General features: G+C 70.6%; 16 protein-coding genes. 9 read left to right on the top strand and 7 right to left on the bottom strand.

Annotation, left to right across the window (positions count from 1 at the left end):
* Positions 1-129 precede the first annotated feature (129 nt).
* The 3 genes from Phou_RS18405 to Phou_RS18415 all read left to right on the top strand — a co-directional run bounded on the left by Phou_RS18405 (position 130) and on the right by Phou_RS18415 (position 3,762).
* Positions 130-2,166 carry a family 20 glycosylhydrolase gene (locus tag Phou_RS18405; protein ID WP_173057142.1) on the top strand — a complete coding sequence of 679 codons (2,037 nt, stop codon included), beginning with the start codon at positions 130-132 and terminating at the stop codon, positions 2,164-2,166.
* A gap of 175 nt (positions 2,167-2,341) precedes the next feature.
* Positions 2,342-2,695, top strand: a complete 354-nt coding sequence (locus tag Phou_RS18410) for a hypothetical protein (protein ID WP_173057144.1) — start codon at positions 2,342-2,344, stop codon at positions 2,693-2,695.
* 92 nt (positions 2,696-2,787) lie between these two features.
* On the top strand, positions 2,788-3,762 hold the full coding sequence (locus tag Phou_RS18415; RefSeq protein ID WP_173057146.1) for an aldo/keto reductase: 975 nt from the start codon (positions 2,788-2,790) through the stop codon (positions 3,760-3,762).
* Here the strand turns inward: Phou_RS18415 and Phou_RS18420 are convergent.
* Positions 3,679-4,815 carry an FAD-dependent oxidoreductase gene (locus Phou_RS18420; RefSeq protein WP_173057148.1) on the bottom strand — a complete coding sequence of 379 codons (1,137 nt, stop codon included), beginning with the start codon at positions 4,813-4,815 and terminating at the stop codon, positions 3,679-3,681. The two genes, Phou_RS18415 and Phou_RS18420, sit on opposite strands and share 84 nt — an antisense overlap.
* 59 nt (positions 4,816-4,874) lie before the next feature.
* On the opposite strand from Phou_RS18420, the gene Phou_RS18425 reads away from it, so the two are divergent.
* Positions 4,875-5,462: a TetR/AcrR family transcriptional regulator gene (locus Phou_RS18425; RefSeq protein WP_173057150.1), complete on the top strand. Its 588-nt coding sequence runs from the start codon at positions 4,875-4,877 to the stop codon at positions 5,460-5,462.
* Here the strand turns inward: Phou_RS18425 and Phou_RS18430 are convergent.
* Positions 5,459-6,784, bottom strand: coding sequence for an MFS transporter (locus tag Phou_RS18430; protein WP_173057152.1), 1,326 nt, complete (start codon positions 6,782-6,784; stop codon positions 5,459-5,461). The two genes, Phou_RS18425 and Phou_RS18430, sit on opposite strands and share 4 nt — an antisense overlap.
* 848 nt (positions 6,785-7,632) lie before the next feature.
* Here Phou_RS18430 and Phou_RS18435 point away from each other — a divergent pair.
* Together Phou_RS18435 and Phou_RS18440 are read left to right on the top strand one after the other, a co-directional pair.
* Positions 7,633-8,181: an RNA polymerase sigma factor gene (locus Phou_RS18435; RefSeq protein WP_246273606.1), complete on the top strand. Its 549-nt coding sequence runs from the start codon at positions 7,633-7,635 to the stop codon at positions 8,179-8,181.
* Positions 8,182-8,239: 58 nt separating this feature from the next.
* Positions 8,240-8,935, top strand: coding sequence for a hypothetical protein (locus Phou_RS18440; RefSeq protein WP_173057154.1), 696 nt, complete (start codon positions 8,240-8,242; stop codon positions 8,933-8,935).
* A gap of 26 nt (positions 8,936-8,961) precedes the next feature.
* On the opposite strand, the gene Phou_RS18445 is transcribed toward Phou_RS18440, so the two are convergent.
* Both Phou_RS18445 and Phou_RS18450 read right to left on the bottom strand, forming a co-directional pair.
* Positions 8,962-13,278: a galactose-binding domain-containing protein gene (locus Phou_RS18445; protein ID WP_173057156.1), complete on the bottom strand. Its 4,317-nt coding sequence runs from the start codon at positions 13,276-13,278 to the stop codon at positions 8,962-8,964.
* A gap of 154 nt (positions 13,279-13,432) precedes the next feature.
* Positions 13,433-14,398, bottom strand: coding sequence for an oxidoreductase (locus Phou_RS18450; protein WP_173057158.1), 966 nt, complete (start codon positions 14,396-14,398; stop codon positions 13,433-13,435).
* 93 nt (positions 14,399-14,491) lie between these two features.
* Here Phou_RS18450 and Phou_RS18455 point away from each other — a divergent pair, with 93 nt between their 5' ends.
* Complete coding sequence (locus tag Phou_RS18455) at positions 14,492-15,049, top strand: TetR/AcrR family transcriptional regulator (protein ID WP_173057160.1); 558 nt, start codon at positions 14,492-14,494, stop codon at positions 15,047-15,049.
* A gap of 15 nt (positions 15,050-15,064) precedes the next feature.
* On the opposite strand, the gene Phou_RS18460 is transcribed toward Phou_RS18455, so the two are convergent.
* The 3 genes from Phou_RS18460 to Phou_RS18470 form a co-directional block, all read right to left on the bottom strand.
* On the bottom strand, positions 15,065-15,409 hold the full coding sequence (locus tag Phou_RS18460) for a hypothetical protein (RefSeq protein ID WP_308784460.1): 345 nt from the start codon (positions 15,407-15,409) through the stop codon (positions 15,065-15,067).
* 169 nt (positions 15,410-15,578) lie between these two features.
* Complete coding sequence (locus Phou_RS18465) at positions 15,579-19,115, bottom strand: choice-of-anchor D domain-containing protein (RefSeq protein ID WP_173057161.1); 3,537 nt, start codon at positions 19,113-19,115, stop codon at positions 15,579-15,581.
* A 149-nt stretch (positions 19,116-19,264) separates the two neighbouring features.
* Positions 19,265-20,791: an MFS transporter gene (locus tag Phou_RS18470; protein ID WP_173057163.1), complete on the bottom strand. Its 1,527-nt coding sequence runs from the start codon at positions 20,789-20,791 to the stop codon at positions 19,265-19,267.
* 99 nt (positions 20,792-20,890) lie between these two features.
* On the opposite strand from Phou_RS18470, the gene gadC reads away from it, so the two are divergent.
* The gene (gene gadC / locus Phou_RS18475; protein ID WP_246273608.1) at positions 20,891-22,396 is read left to right on the top strand and encodes a glutamate/gamma-aminobutyrate antiporter GadC; all 1,506 of its coding nucleotides are present in this window, start codon (positions 20,891-20,893) and stop codon (positions 22,394-22,396) included.
* Between the two features lie 13 nt (positions 22,397-22,409).
* Positions 22,410-22,874: a hypothetical protein gene (locus Phou_RS18480; protein ID WP_173057165.1), complete on the top strand. Its 465-nt coding sequence runs from the start codon at positions 22,410-22,412 to the stop codon at positions 22,872-22,874.
* Position 22,875 lies beyond the last annotated feature (1 nt).

Here is a 22,875-nt window from a genome sequence, read left to right on the forward strand (position 1 = left end):
GGTACATGGGCCGCGGCTTGCACGGCTGATGGTCGGGGCCGCCGACCGTACTAAAGGACGAGTCTATTGATGCCCGTGCCAACAGTTAATAAAGTTGTCTAATTAGGCCCCTCGCCCCGGAGGCCCAGCATGAGATCTCGGGTCGTAACAGCCGCCGTCGCGACGATCGTGGGCGCCTCGGCCGCCCTGGTCGTCACCATCACCTCCGCCACCCCGGCCGCCGCGGCGGCCCTCTCGGACGTCGTGCCCGCGCCGGCCAGCGTCCAGCCGACCTCCGGCGTGACGCACACGATCCCGTCCTCGGCGACCATCCACGCGGCGCCCGGCGCCACCGAGGTCGCGAGCTACCTCGCCGCGCTGCTGCGCCGGTCCACCGGGTACGCGCTGCCCGTCGCGACCGCCGGCACGGCCCCGCCGGGCAGCGGCATCTCGCTGCTGCTGTCCGGCGCCGACGCCGCCGTGGGCACGGAGGGCTACCAGCTCGACGTGACCTCGGCCGCCGTCGTCATCCGCGCGCAGACCGCGGCCGGCCTCTTCCATGGGGTACAGACGCTGCGCCAGCTCCTGCCCGCGTCTGTGGAGAGCGTGAGCGTGCAGCCGGGCCCGTGGACGCTGCCCGGTGGCCGCATCGTCGACCACCCGAGGTTCGCCTACCGCGGCGCGATGCTCGACGTGGCCCGGCACTTCCACCCGGTCGCCACGGTCAAGCAGTACCTCGACCAGATCGCGCTCTACAAGATCAATTATCTGCACCTGCACCTCTCCGACGACCAGGGCTGGCGGATCGCCATCGACAGCTGGCCGCGACTCGCCACGCACGGCGGCAGCACCCAGGTGGGCGGCGGGCCCGGCGGCTACTACATGAAGGCGCAGTTTCAGGAGATCGTGGCGCACGCGGCCAGCAGGTACATCACAGTCGTGCCGGAGATCGACATGCCGGGCCACACGAACGCCGCGCTCGCCTCGTACGCCGAACTGAACTGCAACGGCGTCGCCCCGCCGCTCTACACCGGCACCGAGGTGGGCTTCAGCTCGCTGTGCACGACCAAGGAGATCACGTACACCTTCGTCGACCAGGTGCTGGGCGAGCTCGCGGCGCTGACACCGGGGCCGTTCCTGCACATCGGCGGCGACGAGGCGAACGTGACGCCTGCCGCCCAGTACGCGGCGTTCGTCAACCGGGTACAGCCGATGGTCCCCGCGCGCGGGAAGGCGGTGATGGGCTGGCACCAGATCGGCGCGAGCGCGGTGCAGCACTCCGCCAACCGGGTGGTGCAGTACTGGGGACTCAACACCTCGGACGCCCTGGTCAGCACGGCCGTGTCGCGCGGCGCCCGGGTGGTCATGTCCCCGGCCAACCGCGCGTACCTCGACATGAAGTACAACTCGTCGACGCCGATCGGCCTCTCCTGGGCCGGCTTCGTGGAGGTGCAGACCGCGTACGGCTGGGATCCCGGCGCGTACCTCTCCGGCGTCCCCGCGTCCGCCGTACTGGGCGTCGAGGCGCCTATGTGGACGGAGACGATCGTCACGGCCGACCACATCGAGTTCATGGCGTTTCCGCGCCTGCCAGCCATCGCGGAACTGGGCTGGTCGCCCTGGTCCACGCACAGCTGGGACAGCTTCCGGCTGCGGCTGGGCGCGCAGGGTCCACGGTGGACGGCGATGGGCATCGACTTCTACCGCTCAACACAGGTGCCCTGGGCGACGGCCTCGCCCACCACCGCCCCGCCGACGACGCCGAGCACGCCGCCGACCAGCTCCCCACCCAGCGGTGGAGTGGTCAACGGCGGGTTCGAGAGCGGCTCGCTGATCCCGTGGACCGGTACCCGCTGCTCGATCGTGACCTCACCCGTGCGCTCCGGCTCGCGGGCTCTGGCCGGCGCCGTCACCGCCTCCGACAACGCCCGCTGCCAGCAGGTTGTCGCCGTCCGTCCGAACACGACATACCGGCTGCAGGCCCACGTGCGGGGGTCCTATGTGTACCTCGGCGCCGCCGGTACCGGCACATCCGACGTGAGCGCATGGACGCCGAACACGGGCGGCGCATTCTCGCCATTGACTGTGACGTTTACCACTGGGCCGTCAACCACCTCGACCACCGTCTACTTGCATGGCTGGTACGGCCAAGGCAATTACCACGCCGACGACGTGAGCCTATCCTGAGTGGACGTTTGCCGCTTTTCCAAAATGACGAAAGATCCATCTGTTGACGTCAATGGCTCCGTGGCGCGCAAGGTTCTTCCGCTATCGTCCCTCTTTCGTACTGCTTGGGCTTGTGGTTCGGCGGCGGGGAGGGCAACCGGATGCAGCCTTGCGGGACAAAGGGAGGGGTCTGCCTATGACCCTGAAACGTGCGGCGGTCGTGGCGGCGACCGTCGCGGTCACCCAGTGCCTAACTGTCAACATCCTCGTCGGAGCGCTCACCAGCGGCGAGGTCCCCATCATCGTCAACCTGCTCACCGTCGCGGCCGCGTCGGTGGCAACCGTCATCGCAGTGCAGGCCGAATTTCACAACCGCACTCAAGACCGGCTGATCGCACTGTCCGACTTCCTCGTCACCCGGCTCGCCGAAATCGACGAACGGAGCAACGACCACCACGCCGGATTCGTGGAAGGTTACCTGCTCAGCCACGGACGCGAGAGCGCCGTGCGGCCGTTGGCATCGCCAGGCAACGGACGTCGTACCGACTGAAAAACCCCACCCCGCCGCCGAGCTCCTACGGCTGCGCGGTGTCAGGGCCGCCGGGCCGCGGCTCTGGCACCGCTCGGGAGTACCTTCGGCTGATGCCTTCACCGCCCGTCACCGCCGCGGCCGCCGGGACCTGGAAGCTCGCCGACCGCACCGTCCACCGGATGGGCTTCGGCTCGATGCGGATCACCGCCAACCCCGACCGCGAGCTGGCCCTCACCGTGCTGCGGCGGGCGGTCGAGCTCGGCGTCAACCACATCGACACGGCCGCCTTCTACTTCTCGCCCGGCGGTACGCTCCGCGTGGGCAGCGGCCCGACCCGCTACGCGACGGAGCTGATCCGCGAGGCGCTCTGGCCGTACCCGGAGGATCTGGTCATCGCGACCAAGGTGGGACCCGGCTACGACCCCGTGACCGGCGCGTTCATGCAGGCGCTCACGCCGGCGGCGCTGCGCGCCCAGGTGGAGGAAAACCTGCGTCGCCTCGGCCGCGACCACCTGGACGTGGTCAACCTACGGATCCTGAAGAAGCCCGGCCACGACTCGGTGGCGGAGCGCTTCGGTGTGCTCGCCGAGCTGCGCGACGCCGGCCTGATCCGCCACCTGGGCCTGTCCAACATCCGGGCCGACCACCTCGACGAGGCGGCGGCCATCGCGCCGGTGGTGTGCGTGCAGAACAGCTACGGGCTCGACAACAACCGGCAGGACGACGCGCTGCTGCGGATCTGCGGCGAGCGGGGCATCGCGTTCGTACCCTTCTTCGCGATCGCCGGCGCCCGGCGCGAGGACGGCGCCGGCAGCGACCACGACGCCGCGCTGTGGGACGTCGCCCACGCCCACGGGGTGACGCCGCACCAGGTGCGCCTGGCGTGGACGCTGCACCAGGGCCCGCACGTGCTCGCGATCCCGGGCACCGGCGACCCCGACCACCTCGTGGACAACATCGCCGCGGGCGCGCTGCGCCTCTCTCCCGCCGAGGTGGCGCGGCTAGACAGTCTCGTCGTTGAGGACGCTGCTGCACCGGCGGATGGTCGCCAGGTAGATCCGGCCCATCGGGCGCGCACCGAGTAGGCGGCCGCCGGCCCGGGCGAGCGCCGAGGGCGGGCGGTTGGTCACCTCGCTCGCCGCGAGCCGGGAGATGCGCCGCACCCGCCGGGCACGCAGGCGCTCGTAGCGGCGCAGCGCGTCCGCCACCGGGCCGGACCCGTCCAGTGCGCGGCGCAGCAGCCACGCGTCTTCGAGCGCCTGGTTGGCCCCCTGCGCCTGCGAGGGCGGGAAGGCGTGCGCCGCGTCGCCGAGCAACGTGGCCGGCCCGCGCCCCCACTCGTTCCGCACCTCGTGCAGGACGTGCGGAAACTCCTGCACGTCCGCGCTGTTCAGGCCGGCGAGCAGCTGGTCGACCGGCTCGGCGTAGCCGGTGAACCGGGCACGTAGCCAGTCGACGACCGGCCGGCCGGCGGGCGCGGGCTCCGGCACGTCGAACCACCACTGGAGCAGCCCGTCGCCGGCGGGCATGAGCCCGCAGAGCCCTTCCGGGCCGACGAGGCAGCGGGCGTGTGCGCTCTCCGCGATCTCCGGCACGGAGCGGGTCAGCCCTTGCCAGCTCACCCACCCGTTGCGGGCGGCCGGCGCCGGGTCGAGCACCGCCCGGCGCACAGCGCTGCGGTAGCCGTCGGCGCCGACCACGACGTCGGCGGCGTGCCCGACACCCTCGCCGTCCACGATGGACACGCCGTCCGGCCGCAGGGTGACGGACGTGACCTCCCGCCCATACGTGATCGTGCCGGGCGGGAGCGCGCCGGCGAAGCGGGCGAGGATCGCGGCGCGCGGCACGGTCGCCACGCCGAAGCCGGTGCGGGCGCGCATCACCTCGAGGTCGGTACGGACGAACGCCCGCCCGTCCGACAGGCAGAAGGTGAGCGTCTCGATGCGGCCGCCGAGCCCGTCAAGCGGCACCCCGAGACCCGCCGCGGCCGCCGCACCATTGCTGAAGATCGTCACAGCCGCGCCGTCGGTGCGGGGTGCCGGCGCCCGCTCGAACACCCGCACCCGGTGCCCGCTCGCCACGAGGCCGCTGGCCAGCGCGAGCCCGCCGACGCCCGCTCCCACGATCACCACGTCCACTGCCCACCTCCTTATTCACTACGGGCGTTGTACTACGCATACTGTCATAGGATGAGGAAGTGCCACCACCCAACCAGCGCCGCCGGGCCCAGCTCGCCGACGCCGCCATCGCGCTGCTGGCCCGCACCGGCGTGCACGGCGTCACGCACCGCTCGGTCGAGCGCGAGGCGGGGCTGCCGGCCGGGACCGCGTCCAACTACTTCCGCAGCCGGGAGGCGCTGCTGGTCGCCGTGGCCGAGCGCATCGGCGAGCTGCACTACGCGGACATGGACGCGGCCGGCGCGGCGTTCGAGCCACCCGCCGGGTCGAGCACGCGGGCCCGTGCCACCGACCTGATCGCCGCCTCGCTGCTGGCCGCCGCCACCGTGCATCGCGAGCGCTACCTGGCGATCTTCGAGCTCCGCCTGGAGAGCCTGCGCCGACCCGCACTCGTCGAGGCGCTCGCCGCCCTCATGCGCAACTCGGTGGCGTTCACCGCCGGACACCACGCGGCGCTCGGGCTGGAGATCCCGCCGGAGGCTGTGCCGACGCTGGTGACGCTCTACGGCGGGGCGCTCTTCACCCTGGTCAGCAGCCCGCCCGAGGAGATCACCCCGGAGCTGGCCCACCAACTGGCCGCGGGCATCGTCCGCGCCGCGCTCGGCTAGGCGGCCGAACCGACAAGCTCCTTGGCCGGGGTGACCTCGATGTCCTCGCTCGGCTCGTCGCCGGCCGGCTTGATGTCCAGTGGGTGTGCCAGCTCGTCCTTCGGCATCTTGGCCAGCACGATCGCGAGGACAGCGATGCCGGTCGGCACCAGGCCGGCGACCGCGAACGTCGCGCCAAGGCCGATGCCGCTGCTGACCGGGCCGGCAAGCGCCATCGACACCGGCATGAAGACCAGCGAGACGAAGAAGTCGAGGCTGGAGACGCGGCCGAGCATGTGCGGCGGCACCCGGCGCTGCAGCAGCGTGCCCCAGATGACCATCGGCGCCGAGAAGCAGATGCCGACCACGAAGACGGCCGCGGCGATGACCCACACGTTGGCGGACAGGCCGATCAGCACCAGCGGGAGGCAGCCGGCGCCCCAGAAGAGGTTCATGACGGTGAGGTAGCGGCGGGGCATCTTGAACATCGCCATGCCGAGCGAACCGATCGCGCCGCCGACGCCGAACGCCGCCATGACGATCGCGTGGTCGCCGGGCCCGCCGCCGGCGCGGTCCTTGATGACGAACGGGATCAGCACCTCGACCGGACCCATGATCAACAGGATCAGCGCCGAGGCGAAGAGCAGCGTGGCGAGCAGCCAGGGCGTGCGCACCATGTACACGAAGCCGGCCTTGAGATCGACCACCGCGGAGCGGACCGGATGGGCCGGCTCGGCGACCTTGTCGCGGCGCAGCGGCACCTGGCGCACGAGCAGCAGGAACGCGACCCCGATCGCCTCCAGCACCGCCACCACGGCGATCGCCGCGCCCGGCGAGGAGGCCGCGATCAGCGCGCTGGCCAGCGCGGGTCCCGCGGCCTGCATGATGGTCGGCCGCAGCATGCCCTCGACGCCGTTGGCCGCCATCAGGTCTTCGGCCGGCAGGATCGAGGGGAGCATCGCCGAATACGCCGGGTAGGTGAACCCATTGCCGAGGCCGATCACGCCGGCGGCCACGATCAGATGCCACAGGTGCAGCACGTCACCAACCGCGAGCGCGGCGACCGCGGCGATCGCCACCGTGCGCGCGCCGGCGACGGCGAGCAGGATCCGGCGCTGCGGCACCCGGTCGGCCAGCACGCCGCCGAGCAGCGTGGTGGCCACCATGCCGCCCGCCGCCGCGGCCGACACGAGCGAGAGCTCCGTGGGCCCGCCCCCGAGCGCGATGACCTGCCAGACCAGCGCGATCAGCCAGACACCCGCGGCGAACAGGGACATCGTGACCGAGCCGGCGAGCAGCCGGTACTGCCCCAGCGGAACGGGCGCAGCGGCCCCCGCATCCATCGCGACCCGCTTGTGGCGGTGACCTCGCTCATCGTCCTGCCCCTCGTGTGGTGTGCGTACACCTTCTGAGGACTATGACGACTGGCACCGACAAAACTCATCGGCGTTTGCGCTACTGCGCAGGTCGGGTGCCGGTGGCGGGCATGCGGTGGGCCCGCCACCGGTCACCCTGGTCGCTTTCTCAGGGAGGAGGAGCCCGCGGCGAAGGAGGGGGCCTCCGGCGCGGGCGTACCACGAGAAGAGCGACCGCGCCCGCCGGGCCCGCACCAGCCATACCGGAGGCCGGACCGCGTGACGTGGCGAGCGCGCCCGAGCCGGAGACGGTGGGCGTTGGGGGGCGCGCCACCGCCTCCGGCCGGACGGCTGGGGCATGGGTCGAACGCCGTGGTGGGCACGCTGCCGAGGGCGGCGCCGGCCGTCGTGCCGGCCGGGCGGGCGCCACCGCTCCGACCGCGGCCGACAGCCGCCCCGGCCAATGTGCCCCCATTGTGGATTCCTCCTACGTGCCCACCAGGCGCTTCCGGAAGTCGATGCCAACAGACCCGGTACAAGCGGCGCGACCGGTCGATCGGGCCGAGGCCGTGGGCAAACAGGTAACGGGTGCCGACGTCTGGGCACATTTCGCGTCCGGGGCCGTTTCCCGGTAACGCGATGCGGGACACCTTGCGCGTGCCGGACTCAACAATGCGCCCACCGACGGTAGCCACGGTCCCCCGCGACAGGTGTAACGTGCTGGCTCGGCGGGGTTCGACGGGGGGCGGACGAAACGGACCAGCGCGACAGGAATCGAGGCTTTGGACGACGAGGAACTCGCGGGCGCCCTCGCCGATGCGGCACGAGGAGACTCCGTGGCCTTCGCCGCCCTGTGGCGGGCGCAGCAGCCAGCACTGCTGCGCTACCTGCGGGTGATCGTAGGCGATACGGCCGAGGACGTGGCATCCGAGACGTGGCTTCAGACGGCAAAGGCCCTGCGCGACTTCAGCGGGACGCCGGCCGGCTTCCGGGTGTGGCTGTTCACGATCGCCCGCAACCGCGCGATCGACGAGCGGCGGCGGGTCCGGCGCCGGCCCGAGGAGCCTCGCGACCTGGTCGAGCGTGAGCTGCCCGGCGCGCATCCCGACGTGGCCAACGAGGTGATCCAGCGGTCCGAGACCGACTGGGCACTGAGCGTGATCGCCACGCTGCCCAAGGACCAGGCCGAGGCGGTGACGCTGCGGGTCGTGGCGGGGCTCGACGTCGCGCAGACCGCCCAGGTGCTGGGCAAGCGCCCAGGGGCGGTGCGGATCGCCGCGATGCGGGGCCTGCGCCGCCTCGCCGAGCACGCCGAGGTCAAGACCCGTCGCGCCGACTCGCGGCCGCCGCTGGACCTGCAGTCACCGCGCACCGAGGGGGTGTAACGCCGTGCCACTTTGGGACGCTTTTTCCAATGTCATGCGTATCTCGCGAAGGCGCCGTGTGCGGCGGGACGAGGCCGAGCGCCTCCTCACCGGCGGCCACGACGCTGCCCACCCTGAGCTGAGCCGCCTGCTCGCCGCGGCCGCCGCGCCGCCGCAGCCGCACGAGCTGACCGGGCTGGACGCGGCCCTGGCCGCCTTCGAGCAGGCGGGCCGGGTCGAGCAGCGGGTTTCCGCGCCCCGGCGACGGCGGGTGCTCCGGCCGCTGGCCGCCGTCGCAGCGGTGTCCGGCCTGCTCGTGGGCGGCGTCGCCGTGGCGGCCGAGACCGGGTACCTGCCCGGCACCGATCCGCCGCCGTCGCGGCAGAGCCTCGACAGCCGCGAAGCGCCGCCCGCCTCGACCCGGACAAGCCCCGGCCGCGGGAGCGGCCCGGTCGGTACGCCCGCCCCCTCCGCGACCTCTCCGCCGGCGGCGACCCGCGACATGGCCAAGCTCTGCAAGAGCTGGGAGCAGGCGCGGGAAAAGGGCAAGAAGCCGATGAAGCCGGAAGACCTGCGCGAGCTGGCCAGCGCGGCCGGCGGCGAGGACAGGATTCCCGGCTTCTGTGCCCCGCTGCTCCAGCCGCCCGGCAGGCGGTCGGCGACTCCCACTCCCTCGCGGACGCATCCTTCGCCGAGCCATCCAAATCCACCGGGAGCGTCCGACCGCCCCGGCAACGACAGGGGCAACCAAAGGGACGGTGGCCCGGCCGGTTAGGCCAGGCCACCGTCATCGAGGGCGGGCTAGCCGCCGGTGATCTGGAACTGTGAGCCCGGCTCGACCACGATGTTTCCGGTCGCCGAGTTCGTGATGGTGACGTTGGTCAGCGTCGCGCTGCCGCGGGCGCTGCCCTGCGCCAGGATGCCGGCGCCGTTGTTCGACTTGTCGATGCGCACGTTCGTGATGACGACGCCCGGTATGTTGCCGCCGCCGCCCTTGAACTGGATGCCGTCGTACGTGGAATCGATGATGTCGCTGTCGCGGATGACGACACCGGGGATGTCCCGCCCGGGGGCAAATATCGTGATGGCGCCAAACTTCTGCTGCTCGCCCCAGAAGACGCCGCCGCACCGGTAGAGCCCGTTGTTGGCGAGCAATGTGGTGCCGGAGAAGGGCTGCGGGCTGTGATCGGTCGCCAGCATGATGCCCGGGTAGTTCATCGTGTCGTAGATGAGGTTGTTCTCGGCCGTGTTTCCGTACCCGCCGTAGATGGCGATGCCATTCGCCCGCCACGGCAGCTGGATCGTGTTGTTGGTGAAGTGGTTGTCGTGCCCGATGTCGGTGGCCTGGTCCTTGACGTAGGTGCTCGACCAGACCGCCAGAGAGTCGTCACCGGTCGTACGGAACGAGGAGTTGAAGACCCGCGAGTTTCGCGTGCTGTTGGCGAAGTTGATGCCGTCGGCGTACGTGTTGCGGATCCGCATCCCGGAGAAGTCGAGGCCGTCGCCCGGGTTCCAGTACGCGGGGGTGTCCGAGTAGTCGCGGCCGACCCAGGCTCCGACGTTGACGTGCTCGATCCACACATTGCTGATTCGGGTGTTCTTGCCGAGCCGCCCGTTGATCCCGTGACCTCGGTTGGCGCGGTTGGTGGTCATACCGAAGATGGCCAGGTCCGAAATCTGGGTGTTGTCGTCGATGTCGAAGCCGACGTTGCCCTCGTGCGGGTGGTTGATGTTGCCCTGCACGTTCTGCGGCTCGGTGTTCGTGTAGAGCTTGGTGTGCCACGTGCCCGCGCCGCGGATCACGGCGTTGCGGATGCCCTTCTGGTTGTACTGGCCACGGGTCGGATCCGGCGACAGGATCTTCTGCTCCTGGCGCCACTCACCGGCCGGGATCCAGACGCAGCTGATGACGCCGTTTTCATCGTCGGTCACGGCCCGCTGGATGGCCGCGCTGTCGTCGACGCCGTCGCCCGCCACCGCGCCGTACTGCGTGATCGAGGTGCACCCGGCGGGCTGGGACAGCGCCGGAGCCACCTGCTCCAGGTCGACGAGATCGATGATGTAGAACTGCGCGCCGTCGTTCGCGTCCCGCTGGAGCCGGAACTTGGTGCCTGGCGGGTAGCTCTGCCCGAGCAGCGCGTTCGACTCGTCGAAGAGCCGGCGGGCGTTCGCCTGCGGCGAGTTCGAGAGCCCCTCGGTGTCGTCGGTCGTGCCGTACAGCCAGCTGTTGCGCGACGACAGCGTGATCTTCCGGGAGAACGTGCCGTTGATGTAGAGGCTGATGGTGGCCTCGATGCCACCGCCGCCGGCCGAGTCCGGAATCGAGTTGCGCACCACGATCGAGTTCGCCTGGTTGGTCGAGGTGAACTCGACGTACTGACCCGTGCTGTTCAGCCGCACCGACTGGCGCCCCGAGGACTCGGTGGCGAAGTTGGTGTGCCCGAACGTGCGCAGCGGGTCGGCCACCAGCAGCGTGCCCTGGTAGTCGGCGGCCTCGGCCTCGTACTCGGTGTACGGCACCGCGGCGCCCCGCCCGACCACGATCGAACGGGCGAGCGAGTTGTTGTTCTCGTTCGTCTCGGTGACCGCGTTTGTCGCGTCGGCGGTGGCCGTGATGGTGGCGCCACCGCTTGTCGCGGTCCAGCTGCCGCTGATTGCCACATTGACGGTCGCGCCGGCCGCGATGGAGGCGGTGTTGGTGTTCAGCGTCGTACCGCCCACGACGACCCGGGTCACCGTCGTCGCGCCGCTCGCGGTGGTGCCGCGGTTGTTGACCGCCACCGTGAACGTGACGGACGCACCGACCGCCGGGTTCGGCGGGTTCGAGGTGATGTTGGTGACCTGCAGGTCCGGCCCCGGCGCCTGGGCCACGACCAGCGGCGACGGCGCGGTGAAGCTGTTGTTCGCGTCGTCCTGCTCGACGATCTGGTTGGCCGGGTCGACCGTGGCCGTGTAGCTGTAGCTGCCCATCGGGCGGGTACCGGCGTTGAACGTGACGGTCGCCGAGGCGCCGGCGGCGAGGCCCGCCACCGGGGCGCTGCCGACCAGCCCGCCACCGAGGTTGAAGTTGACCGAGGTCGCCCCGGCGGCTGCCGAGCCGGCGTTGCGGACGGTGGCCGAGAGGTTGATTGGACTCGCCTCGTTCGGCGCGGCCGGCGTCCAGGTGGCCGCGGACACGACCAGGTCGGGGTTGGGCGCCATGGTGCCGATGACCTGCACCTCGGCGACCTGCCCACCGGGTGCGCCGCTGTTGGCCGTGAACCGCAGCTGCACGTCGGCGGTACGACCGGTGACCGGGATCGTCACCGAGTTCTGGTTGACCGACGGGCTGAAGCTGTACGTTCCCGCCGCTCGCAGCGACGTGTACCCGGTGGCACCCTGGTCCCGGCCGAGGACCTCGATGTTCTGCGTGCGCGCGCCCCACGCGGAGTCGGGGTTGAGCTTGACCGTCACCGAGCTGATGTCGGCGTTCGCGCCCAGCTTGACGGTCAGCGTCGCGGGGAAGCCCGCCGACTCCCAGTACGTGGCGAGGTTGCCGTCGTTGGCGTTGGTCGCCACGAACGTGTGGATGTGGGAGGACTCCTCCATCGGCTTGCCGGCGGCGAGGTTGGTGCCACCCGGCGGGTTTTCACCGACCCGCGTGACGTGGTTGCTGTCGGCGGAGACGTTGTTGGCGGCGTCGCGGGCCCGCACGAAGTACTCCACGGTCGCGGTCGACGGCTGGGTGTCGGTGTACGTGAGCACGTTGCCCGCCACGCTCGCCCGCTCGGCGCCGTTGGCGAAGATCGTGTACCCGGTGACGCCCACGTTGTCGGTCGACGCGTTCCACGTCAGCCTGATCTGGCCGGCGGCCGGCTGGGTGAACGCGAGCCCACCCGGCGCGCTGGGCGCCTGGCTGTCGCCGCCACTGCCGGTGCGGGTGACGTGGTTGCTGTCCGCGGACTCGTTGCCGGCCGCGTCCCGGGCCCGCACGAAGTACTCGACGGTCACGTTCGTCGGCTGGTTCTCGGTGTACGAGAGCACGTTGCCGGCGAGCGTCGCGATCGGGGTGTTGTCGCGGTAGACCGCGTACCCGGTCACGCCGACGTTGTCGGTGGAGGCGGTCCAGGCGAGCCGGATCTGGCCCGTGGCCGGCTGGGTCAGCACCAGGTTGCCCGGCGCCGAGGGCGGCTGGGTGTCCCCACTTGTCGTGCCGTACACCTCGAACTCGCTGAGCTGACCGGCTGGCCAGCCGGTGTTCGCGGTGATGTTGACCCGCACGTACCGTGCCGAGGTGGCGGTGAAGTCGATCGTGACGGTGTTGGCCGACGCCGGGTCGAACGCCCGCGCGGCCGACGCGGAGAGCGTGCTGAACGTGCTCCCGTTCGCGCTGCCCTGCACGGACAGCGTCTGCGTGCGCGCACCCCAGCCGGTCGGCAGCTTGAGCACGACCCGGCTCACGTTCGCCGCCGCGCCGAGATCCACCTGGATCCACTGTGGAAACGCGTTGTTCGCACTCTCCCAGTAGCTGCCCTGGTTGCCGTCGTTGGCGAGGTTGGCACCGAGGCCGCCCTGCGCACTGCTCGCCGAGAGCACCTTGCCGGTGGCGAGGTTGCCGCTACCACCGCTGGCGCCGTAGATCTCCAGCTCGGAGAGCTGCGCGGCCGGCCAGCCGGTGTTGGCGGTGACGTTCACCCGGACGTACCGCGCGCTCGCGGCGGTGAAGTTGACGGTGACCGCGTTGCCGCTGGCCGGGTTGAAGACGCGGCCGGCGGACGCGGAGAGAGTGCTGAAGTTTGTGCCGTTGGTGCTGCCCTGCACGCTCAGCGTCTGGGTGCGGGTCTCCCAGTTGCTCGGGAGCTTGAGCACGACCTGGTCGATGCTCACACTGCTGCCGAGGTCGACCTGCACCCACTGGGGCAGTGAGTTGTTGGGGCTCTCCCAGTAGGAGGCCGCGTTGCCGTCGTTGACGTTGCCCGCGCCGTACGGCCCGGTGGACCCGCTGGCCGACGCGGTGCGCCCGGCGGCCAGGTTGGGTCCGCCGGCCGCCGACGCGGGTGCCGGTGCGAGCCCGGCGTAGACGAGACCGGCGGCGAGGAAGCCGCTGATCAGCCGCCAGCTGAGCTGTTTCCGTCTCATGGTGTCCCCTTGTGCTGGTGAACGACAGAGGTGGAGCGCCGCTGGTCCGGGACAGCCGTGCGGCATGGCGGTGTTGTTTAGTGCGAGCTTCTGCTAGCTTCTTGCGCGCAAGCATCGAATTCTTGCGGGCTAGGCGTCTAAGGTTTCAGATATGTCACTGGTTCGTCAACAGCTCACGCACATCGATCGTCACGCCGGTCGATCCCTCGGAAAGCTCCCAGAGGCGGCGCTGCGCGGTGACGTCGTACGACTGCGGCGATGACTCGATCTTGGCCGGATGCCCGGTGAACTGGGTCCGGCCGGGCGGACCGAAGAAGTCGCCGCCGCGCGCGTCCGGGTCGACCGCGGCGCGCAGCGTGGCGAGGGCGCCGACCCTCGGGTCCTGCAGCAGCCACCAGGTGAGCGGCCGCAGCCAGCGGCTCATCACCGCCCGGGAGGCCGGGTCGAGCTCCCGACCGAACTCGGTCCGCGCGTTGCCCGGGTGGGCCGCCACCGCGATCGTGTGCGCGCCGGCCGCCGCGAACCGCCGCTGCAACTCGTACGTGAACAGCAGGTTGGCGAGCTTCGACTGGAAGTAGGCGGCGCGGTCGCGGGCGCTGTAGACCCAGCCGCGGGTGAAGTGCGGGTCGTCGAAGTTGAACCCGCCGGACCCGAACCGGTGGCCAATGCTGCTCACGGTGACGACGCGCGAGCCTGGCACCGGCAGCAGGCGGTCGAGGACGAGCCCGGTGAAGGCGAACGGGCCGAGGTGGTTGGTAGCGAGTGTCCGCTCGAAACCGTCCACCGTGGTCTCTCGGCGCGGCCACAGGCCGCCGGCATTGTTGACCAGCAGGTCGAGCCGCGGGTGGGCGGCGCGCAGCTCGGCCGCGGCACGCCGCACGGACTCCTGCGAAGCCAGGTCGAGCAGGAGCGTCTCGACGGCCGCGCCCGGCGACTCGGCCCTGATCCGCTCCGCGGCGGCCGCCGCCCGCTCGGGTGAGCGGCAGGCCAGCACCACCGTCGCGCCACGCGCGGCGAGCACCCGCGCGGTCGCGAAGCCCAACCCTGTGTTACCACCGGTGACCACCGCGACGCGGCCGCTTTGATCCGACACTTCTGCCTCGGTCCATCGCCGTGCCATCGCGCACCTCCTGGGATAGAATCCGGGACGAGCGTCCCGCTTCTCTCGGGACTATACGGGACGGGCATCCCGCTTAGCAACGGAGGAGTGTGCGTGGCAAGAGAGCTCCGTGCCGACGCCCGGCGCAACCGGGCCCGGGTGCTGGCCATCGCCGCCGAGGTCTTCGCCGCCGAAGGGCTGGGTGTGCCGATCCACGAGATCGCGCGCCGGGCGGGCGTGGGCACCGGCACGGTCAGCCGGCACTTCCCCACGAAGGAGGCGCTGTTCGCGGCGATCCTCCTGGAGCGCATGGAGCGGCTCACCGCCGAGGCCGACGCGCTCGCCGCGAGCGAAAAGCCGGGCGAGGCGTTCTTCAGGTTCTTCGGCACGCTGGTGCACGAGGGCGCAAACAACCGCGGGCTCGCCGAGGCGCTGGCCGGCGCGGGCTACGACCTGGACGCGGCGGGCGTCGAGGCGGGCTACGACGTCTCGGGCCGGCTCCGCACGCTGCTCGCGATGGCACAGCAGGCCGGCGCGGTCCGGTCCGATGTGGAGTACGCCGACGTCAAGGCGCTGATGGTGGGCTGCCAGGCCCACCCGGGCGGCAGCACCGACAAGGCCGCCCTCGACCGCATCGTCACGGTCGTCTGCGCCGGCCTACGCGCCCCGTAACCGGCCCGAGCTGTCTCAGTCCGGCGGAGTGCGGGCGTAGCGCTTCTGCCACGGTGTCTCGACGGCATGCCGGTCGTAGTGGGCGCGGATCCAGGCGACGGCCTCCGCCGGTGGTACGCCGTCGAGCACGGCGATGCGGGCAAGAGCCGTGCCGGTGCGGCCGCGCCCGCCGCCGCAGGCCACCTCGACCCGCTCGCCGGCGGCCCGCTCCCATGCCTCGTGCAGCGCGGCGCGCGCGTCGTCACGGTCGCTGGGCAGCCAGAAGTCCGGCCACCGGATCCACCGGCTGGCCCAGTCCACTGTGGGCGGCGGCTTTCCCAGTAGGTAGAGGCCAAAGGTCGGCGCCGGTCCAGGCGGCAACGGCCGCCGCAGCCCCGCCCACGCACGAGCCGCCCGGACGGCAGCTGAACCACTCCCGGCGTCCCGACCTCCCACATCCGCCCACTCTATCCGCGCCGTTGATCAGGGACTTGGTGTAGCGACGCGCCGGACGACACGCCCACCGAGTCCCTGATCAACGGGAGAGGGGTCAGCTGTTCCAGACCTGGAAGGAGGAGATCTGGCCCGCCGGCCAGCCGGTGTTCGCGGTGATGTTGACCCGGAAGTAGCGCTGGGTCGTTGCCGGGAAGGTGATCGTGACCGTTGGCGCGAAGTTGTACGTCGCCGAGGCGGCCACCGTCGTCCAGGTGCTGCCGTTGGTGCTGCCCTGGATGGAGAGCGTCTGGTTGCGCGCTCCCCACGAGGCGGGAAGCTGGAGCACCACGCGGCTGGCGCTCTGCGCCGTACCGAGGTCCACCTGCACCCACTGCGGGAAGGCGTTGTTGGCGCTCTCCCAGTACGTGTTCTGGTCGGTGTCGGTCACGTTGCCGGCCGCGTAGTTCTGCTGCTGGCTGGAGGCGCTTGCCGGCCGGCCCGCGGCCAAGTTGACGCTCGTCGTGCCGCCGCCCGTGCCGGACAGCGCGACCGTGGTCGGGCTGTTGGTCGCGCTGCTGTTGACCGTCAGCGTGCCGGTGCGGTTGCCGGTCGCGGTGGGCCGGAAGGTCACGTTGACAGTGCAGGACGCGCCTGCCGCGAGCGAGGTACCGCAGTTGTTGGTCTGCGTGAAGTCGCCCGTGACCGAGACGCCCGTGATCGTGGCCGCCGCGCCGCCGGTGTTGGAGACCGTCACCGCCTGCGCGGAGCTGGCCCCACCGACCGGTACCGAGCCGAAGCTCAGCGCGGACGTACCCGCCGACAGCGTGGCACCACCGGGCGTGCCGCTGCCTGGGTAGACCTCAAGCTCGGAGGCCTGGCCCGCGGACCACCCCGTGTTGGCGGTGATGTTGACCCGGACGTACCGCGCGCTGGTCCCCGACGGCAGCCCGATGCTCACCGTGTTGCCGGTCGCCGGGTTGAACGTGTACCCGGACGACGGCACGACCGTCGTGAAGGTGGAGCCGTTGGCGCTGGTCTGCACCGACAGCGTCTGCGTACGGGTGGCCCAGGCCGCGTCCGGCGGGAGCTTCAGCGCGATCCGCCCGACGTTCGTCGCCGCGCCGAGGTCCACCTGCACCCACTGCGGGAACGAGCCGTTGGTGCTCTCCCAGTACGTGGCGGCGTTGCCGTCCGTCACGTTGCCGGGTACCAGCGATCCGTTCGCCTGGCTGCTCGCGGACGCCGGCTTGCCCGCGGCGATGTTGGTGTTCGAGCCGATGCCGCTGCCGGAGAGGCCGACCGTCGTCGGGCTGTTGTTGGCGTTGCTGGTGACCGTGACCGAGCCGGTGCGGCTGCCCTCAGCCGTCGGGCGGAAGGTGACGTTGACCGTGCAGGAGGCGCCGACCGCGAGCGTGCCGCAGTTGTTTGTCTGTGCGAAGTCACCGGACGCCGAGACGCCCGAGACCGTCGCGCTGGCCGTACCGCTGTTGGTGACCGTCACGCTCTGCGCGGCCGTGGTCGAGCCGACCGTCGTCGCGCCGAACGAGAGCGAGCCGGGGTTGGCGGAAAGGACCGGGCCGGGTGCCACGCCGACACCGGAGAGGCTGGCCGTGGCCGGCGCGGCCGAGTTGGCGACGGTGAGCGTGCCGCTGCGGTTGCCGGCGGCGGTCGGCCGGAACGTCACGCTGACCGTGCAGGAGGCGCCGGCCGCGAGCGAGGTACCGCAGTTGTTTGTCTGCGCGAAGTCGCCGGTGACCGAGACGCCGCTCAGCGAGACGGCGGACGACCCGTTGTTGCTGACCGACACCGTGCGGGCGGCGCTGGTGGTACCGGTGCCCTGCGCACCGAAGTCCAGCGCGCTGGGCGCCACGGTCAGCCCGGCCGAGTCGGGCCAGATGACCGGCTGGGGCCACTGGCCGCACTGCGCGTACGTGGGTCCGTTGATCCACGGGCCGTTGCCGCCGGCGTCGACGATCTGGAAGCCGCCGCCCATGCAGTTGTAGATCGGCGCGTTGGCCTGGCCGATCCGGGTCGCCTGCACGTTGGCGAACGACACCGAGCCACCGACCTGCGCCTGCAGCACGAACGTGCCGACACCGTCGATCGTCGCGTTGCGGATGCTGACGTTCGTGATGCTGGAGCCGGAGACGAAGTGGATCGCCTCGTAAGGCGCGTTGCGGATCACCAGGTCGTCGACCACCACGGCACCGGTCATCGCGCCGTCCCGCGCGTCGAACCAGAGCGCGCCGACGCCGAACTGCCAGTTGGGGTCGAGGCTGCCGGACCGGATGATCGTGTTGCGCAGGACGTTTGTGGTGCCGGCCAGCGGTGTCGAGGCGAAGCGGTTGGCCACGTGCATGCCGCCGCCCTGCGAGATGCCCGAGTCGATCACGACGTTGTCGGTCATGCTGTTGTTGCGACCGCCGTAGATCACCATGCCGTTCGCCCACTGGGTCTGCTCGACCGTGTTGTGGTGGAACGTGTTGCCGGCGTTCTCGACCTGGTCGGACCACATCGCCATCGCGTCGTCGCCGGTGTTGCGGAAGTGGCTGTTGGAGACGACGGAGTTTGTCACTCCCTTGTGGAAGTTCATGCCGTCGGCGGTCTGGTTGCGCACCCGCATGCGGTCGAAGGTCAGGTTGGTCATCGGACCGTCCATCCACATGCCGACCTTGGTGTGCTCGATCCAGATGTTGTTGATGTTCGAGTTGGAGATCGCGCCGCCGATGCCGTTGACCTGGCAGGAGTCGCAGCGCTCGATGACCTCGCCGCGAATCTGGAAGTTCGACATGTTGACGGCCGTGCTTCCGCCCTGGTCGATCCACCGGCCGTAGAAGCCGATGCCCTCACCACCCACAATGGAGTGCCACATGCCGGCACCCCGGATGTTGATGTTGTTGAGCACGAGGTGGCCGGTGACCAGGAAGCGGCCGGCCGGGATCCACACCGTTCCACCCGGTCCCGCGGCGGCGATCGCCGCGTTGAAGGCGTTCGTGGAGTTGGCCGCGCCGGTCGGGTCGGCGCCGTGGCTGGTGACCGAGACCGAGCCGGCCGGCTGCGACAGCGCGCCCGCCACCTGCTCGAACTCCATGAAGTCCACCGTGTACGACGACGCCGAGCTGTTCGAGTCCTTCTGGATGCGCACCTTCGCGCCCGCGCTCATCTGGGGCAGCAGCCGCTGGTACTCGTCGTAGAACCAGTGGTGGTTGCCCTGCGGTGTGTTGGAGAACTGGTAGCCGCCGTAGAGGTGGCTGTACTTGTTCGTCGTCGTGATGTCGGCCTGGCGCGTGCCGTTGAGGTAGAGCGAGAGGGGCGCGGTGTAGACCGAGCCGGTCGCGGTGTCCGGGATGCTGACGCGCACGACCATGGAGTTGGCCGACGACGGGACGGTGAACTCGACGTACTCACCGGTGGCGTCGAGCGTGACCGCGCGGCGGCCGGACGCCTCCGCTTCAAGCGTGTTGTACGTGTAGTTGGGGCCGATCACGGTGCCGTTCGTCGCCGAAGCCTCGGCCTCGACGTGCACGTACGGCAATGGGGCGCCGGCGCCGCCGGCGGCGGAGGCGGGAGTGGCGAGGATGGCGCTCGCCGCGGCGGCGACAAGCACGCCGGTGGCGGCGGCGCCGGCCAGAGTTCGGGGGCGGGGAAGCATGCGCTGCTCACTTTCGACTGGGGGCGGTAGAAAGTGGGGGGACAGGGGCAAGCCGGGTTACCCGGGACCGTAACGCCCCTGACACACGAGCGCAATATCTAGATTAATCTCTGCAATTTTCAGGCTGTCCGACGAAAGAGCGGAGCGGCCTACCGGCGGCGTGGCCAGAGCCAGAGCACGACAACGACCGCTACCAGCGCCAACACCCCTGCGATCTTCACCGAGCCGGCCACGCCAGCGGCGTACGCATCGTGGTACGCGGCCATGACCGCCTGCCGCTCGCCCTGCGGCAACTGGCCGAGCACCGCCGCAGCGGCGTCCGACCCGCTCAGCGCGTTCGAGAGCTTGTCGATGTCATCCTCGGTGAGCCCGGCGGCGAGCGCGTCCTTGCGGGCCTGGCCGGAGCCGATCCCCTTCGCCACGGCGGCGCACAGCGCGACGCCGATCGCGCCGCCGAGCATGCTGCTCATCTTGAACAGGCCGGACGCGGTGCCGGCGAGCTCGGGCGGCGGGCCGGCCACGGCCGTGTTGGAGACCGGGACGGAGAGCAGGCCAAGGCCGGCGCCGAGCACGAGCAGGCCGACCAGCAGCAGCCAGTATGGCGAGTCGGTGCTCACCAGGCCGGCCAGCACCGTGCCGAGGCCGAGCAGCACCAGGCCCCACGCCACCGGGGTACGCGAGCCGAGCCGAGCCGCCATCCGCGACCCGACCGGGTTGAACGCCAGGATCGTCAGCGTCGACGGGAAGAGCAGGAGGCCGGCCTCGAGCGCGCTGTATCCACGCACCGTCTCCAGGTAGAGCGCGAGCAGGAAGCTCATGCCGGCGAAGACGATGTTCATGACGAGGTTGGCGGTCAGCGCGCCGTCGAAGTCGCGGGCGCGGAAGAGGCGAAGGTCGACAAGTGGCTCGCGGACGCGCCGCTCGACGAGTACGAACGCCACGCCGAGCACCACAGCGGCAACCAGCAGCCCGATGATCAGCGGGTCGGCGAAGCCCGTCGTCTGTCCTTCGGTGAACGCGTATAGCAGGCAGAACGCCGCCGCCGCGCTGGCCAGCAGGCCGATCACGTCGACGCCGCCGGACGCGTTTTCGTCCCGCGACTCGGGCGTGAACCGGAGGATCACCAGGAACGCCGCGGCGGACAGCGGCGCGGCGATCCAGAAGAGCGACCGCCAGCCCAGAGCGCTGGTGAGCGAGCCGCCGACGGCCGGTCCGGCGGCCTGCCCGACCCAGGCGACAGCCATCCAGGCGCCGAACGCCTTGGGCTGCTCCTCCTTGGGAAACATCGGCGGGATCAGGGCCAGTGTCGCCGGCAGGATCATCGCGGCGCCGACGCCCATCAGCGCGCGGCCGGCGACCAGGCCGGCGAGGCCGGAAAGAAAAGCGGTCAGCAGCGAAAAGCCGCCGAACATCGCGACGCCGACGAGCAGGACCCGGCGCCGGCCGTACAGGTCGCTGCAGCGCCCGGCGGCGAGCACGAGCGCACCGCAGGCGAGGCTGAACGCATTGATCGTCCACTGCAGATCAGTGACGCCGATGGCCAGCTCGGTGGAGATCGTCGGCAGCGAGACCCCGAGGTCCGCGAAGGCCAGCCAGACCAGCCCGGCGGCCGCGCAGAGGCCGGTCAGCGCGATCCATCGATGACTGGCCACCTTGGCAGTGGCGGAAACGGCCATTGACCCCTCCCGACTTCCAGATTTTCCCAGCATGCCCCGATATAGGCAATTAGTCTCACGTTTCGGGGTGTGGAGCATCTAACCGACGGGAGGCGCCACATGACCGCCATGGATCTGCCCGGATCGAGCCGAAGAATTCCGACAAGCTCGACCGCCAAGGCCTCCCCCGCCACCCCAGCGGTGGCGACCAAGGCGAAGGCGCCCGCCGTCGCTTACATCTCCTGGATCGCGCTGGCCCTGATGACCACAAGCTCGGTCGCCAGCCTCCGGGCCGCGCCCACGATGGCTGTGTACGGCCTCGCCGCGGTCTTCCTCTACCTGCTTCCGGCGGTCGTCTTCCTGCTGCCGACCTCGCTTGTCTCCGCCGAGCTCGCCTCGGGCTGGAACGGCGGCGTCTACCGCTGGGTCAGCGAGGGCATCTCCGCGCCGATGGGCTTCCTGGCCGTGTGGTGCCAGTTCGCCATGACGATCTTCTACTACCCGAGCCTTCTCGGGTTCGTCGCCAGCACGCTCGCGTACGTGATCAACCCGGCGCTGGCGTCGAGCGGCCTCTGGACCGCCGCGGTCATCATGGTCTGCTTCTGGGCCGGCGTGTACATCTCCTCGCAGGGCACCAAGTCGATCGCCGGCCTTTCCAGCATGGGCCTGATCATCGGCACCCTGATCCCCGGTGTACTGCTGGTCGTGCTCGGCGTGGTCTTCCTCGGCCAGGGCAACCCGTCGGCCGCGCCGATGGACGCCAGCCACATCCTCCCGGCCTGGGCCGGGCTCGCGAGCCTGGTGCTGATCGTCAACAACTTCCTGTCGTACTCCGGCATGGAGATGAACGCCGTGCACGTCTCCTCGCTGCGCAAACCGGGACGCGAGTTCCCGCGGGCGATGTTCCTGGCGATGGGGCTGGTGCTGCTCATCTTCGTGCTGCCGGCGCTGGCCATCTCCTGGATCGTCCCGGCCCAGCAGATCAGCCTCACCTCCGGCGTGATGCAGGCGTTCGACGCGGTGTTCGGGCAGTTCGGCGTCAACTGGCTGACCCCGATCCTCGGCGTCATGCTTGTCGTCGCCTCGCTCGGCGGCATGCTCACCTGGCTCGCCGGCCCGTCGAAGGGCCTGCTGCTGGTCTCGCGCCAGTACGGCTACCTGCCGCCGTTCCTGCAGCGGCTCAACAAGCACGGCGTGCAGCAGAACATCCTGGTCACCCAGGGTGTGATCACCACGGCCATCGCGCTGATGTACGCGTTCATCCCGGACGTGTCCAGCACGTACTGGATCCTCTCGGTGATCACGACCCAGGTGTACCTCGTCGTGTACCTGCTGATGTTCGTCGCCGCGGTCCGGCTGCGGCGCAACCAGCCGGACCACCCGCGGGGCTTCAAGGCACCCGCGCTGATGGCGCTCTGCATCGTGGGCTTCCTGGCCTCGATCGCCGCGCTGCTGATCGGCTTCGTGCCGTCGTCGCAGTTCGGCGGCGGCAGCGTCGCCCTCTACGTGTCCATCGTCGGCGGCGGCCTGGTGCTCATCGGCCTGCTCGTGCCGTTCCTGTTCTACAAGCTGCGCAAGCCGCACTGGAAGACCGCCGACCCGGCGGTCACGACGGCGATCGAGTAAGTGGGGGCGTGCGATGACTACGACGGCACCGAGTGAGCCGACCACTTTTCACGACCCGCACAAGCACCGGCGGATCACGTACATCATCGTCGCCGCCGTCGCCGTGGTGCTGGTGATCCTGGGCCTCGCGATGTACAACCGCGCCGAACGCAACCAGGCGGCCGAGGACAAGGCCGACCAGCTGATCGCGCTGTTCCAGGCGCAGGACCTGCCGGTGCCCGACCGCGACCAGATCATCCGGGTGTTCGGCGACGACGGCGGTGCCATGTGCGACGACCCCGGCAACGCGCTGAAGAAGGCGGTCCGCGACGGCCTCGGCTCGAACGGGGCGGCGGGTCCGGGCCAGCGCCCGGTCTTCATCGCCCAGCGCACGATCGAGGGCGAGAAGCTCGCTCTGAGCGTCTACTGCCCGGACCAGCTGCCCGCGTTCCAGACGTACGTGAACGGCCTGGATCTCAGCGATGTCGTCAAGGGGTGAC

The organism is Phytohabitans houttuyneae (genome assembly GCF_011764425.1).
GTDB classification, from domain to species: domain Bacteria; phylum Actinomycetota; class Actinomycetes; order Mycobacteriales; family Micromonosporaceae; genus Phytohabitans; species Phytohabitans houttuyneae.

Bases quoted from the DNA above. Each gene is read 5' to 3' on its own strand.
- gadC (WP_246273608.1), top strand. From the start codon at position 20,891: ATGACCGCCATGGATCTGCCCGGATCGAGCCGAAGAATTCCGACAAGC.
- Phou_RS18415 (WP_173057146.1), top strand. From the start codon at position 2,788: ATGCCTTCACCGCCCGTCACCGCCGCGGCCGCCGGGACCTGGAAGCTC.
- Phou_RS18470 (WP_173057163.1), bottom strand. From the start codon at position 20,791: ATGGCCGTTTCCGCCACTGCCAAGGTGGCCAGTCATCGATGGATCGCG.
- Phou_RS18450 (WP_173057158.1), bottom strand. From the start codon at position 14,398: ATGGCACGGCGATGGACCGAGGCAGAAGTGTCGGATCAAAGCGGCCGC.
- Phou_RS18430 (WP_173057152.1), bottom strand. From the start codon at position 6,784: ATGGATGCGGGGGCCGCTGCGCCCGTTCCGCTGGGGCAGTACCGGCTG.
- Phou_RS18405 (WP_173057142.1), top strand. From the start codon at position 130: ATGAGATCTCGGGTCGTAACAGCCGCCGTCGCGACGATCGTGGGCGCC.
- Phou_RS18480 (WP_173057165.1), top strand. From the start codon at position 22,410: ATGACTACGACGGCACCGAGTGAGCCGACCACTTTTCACGACCCGCAC.
- Phou_RS18465 (WP_173057161.1), bottom strand. From the start codon at position 19,115: ATGCTTCCCCGCCCCCGAACTCTGGCCGGCGCCGCCGCCACCGGCGTG.
- Phou_RS18410 (WP_173057144.1), top strand. From the start codon at position 2,342: ATGACCCTGAAACGTGCGGCGGTCGTGGCGGCGACCGTCGCGGTCACC.
- Phou_RS18445 (WP_173057156.1), bottom strand. From the start codon at position 13,278: ATGAGACGGAAACAGCTCAGCTGGCGGCTGATCAGCGGCTTCCTCGCC.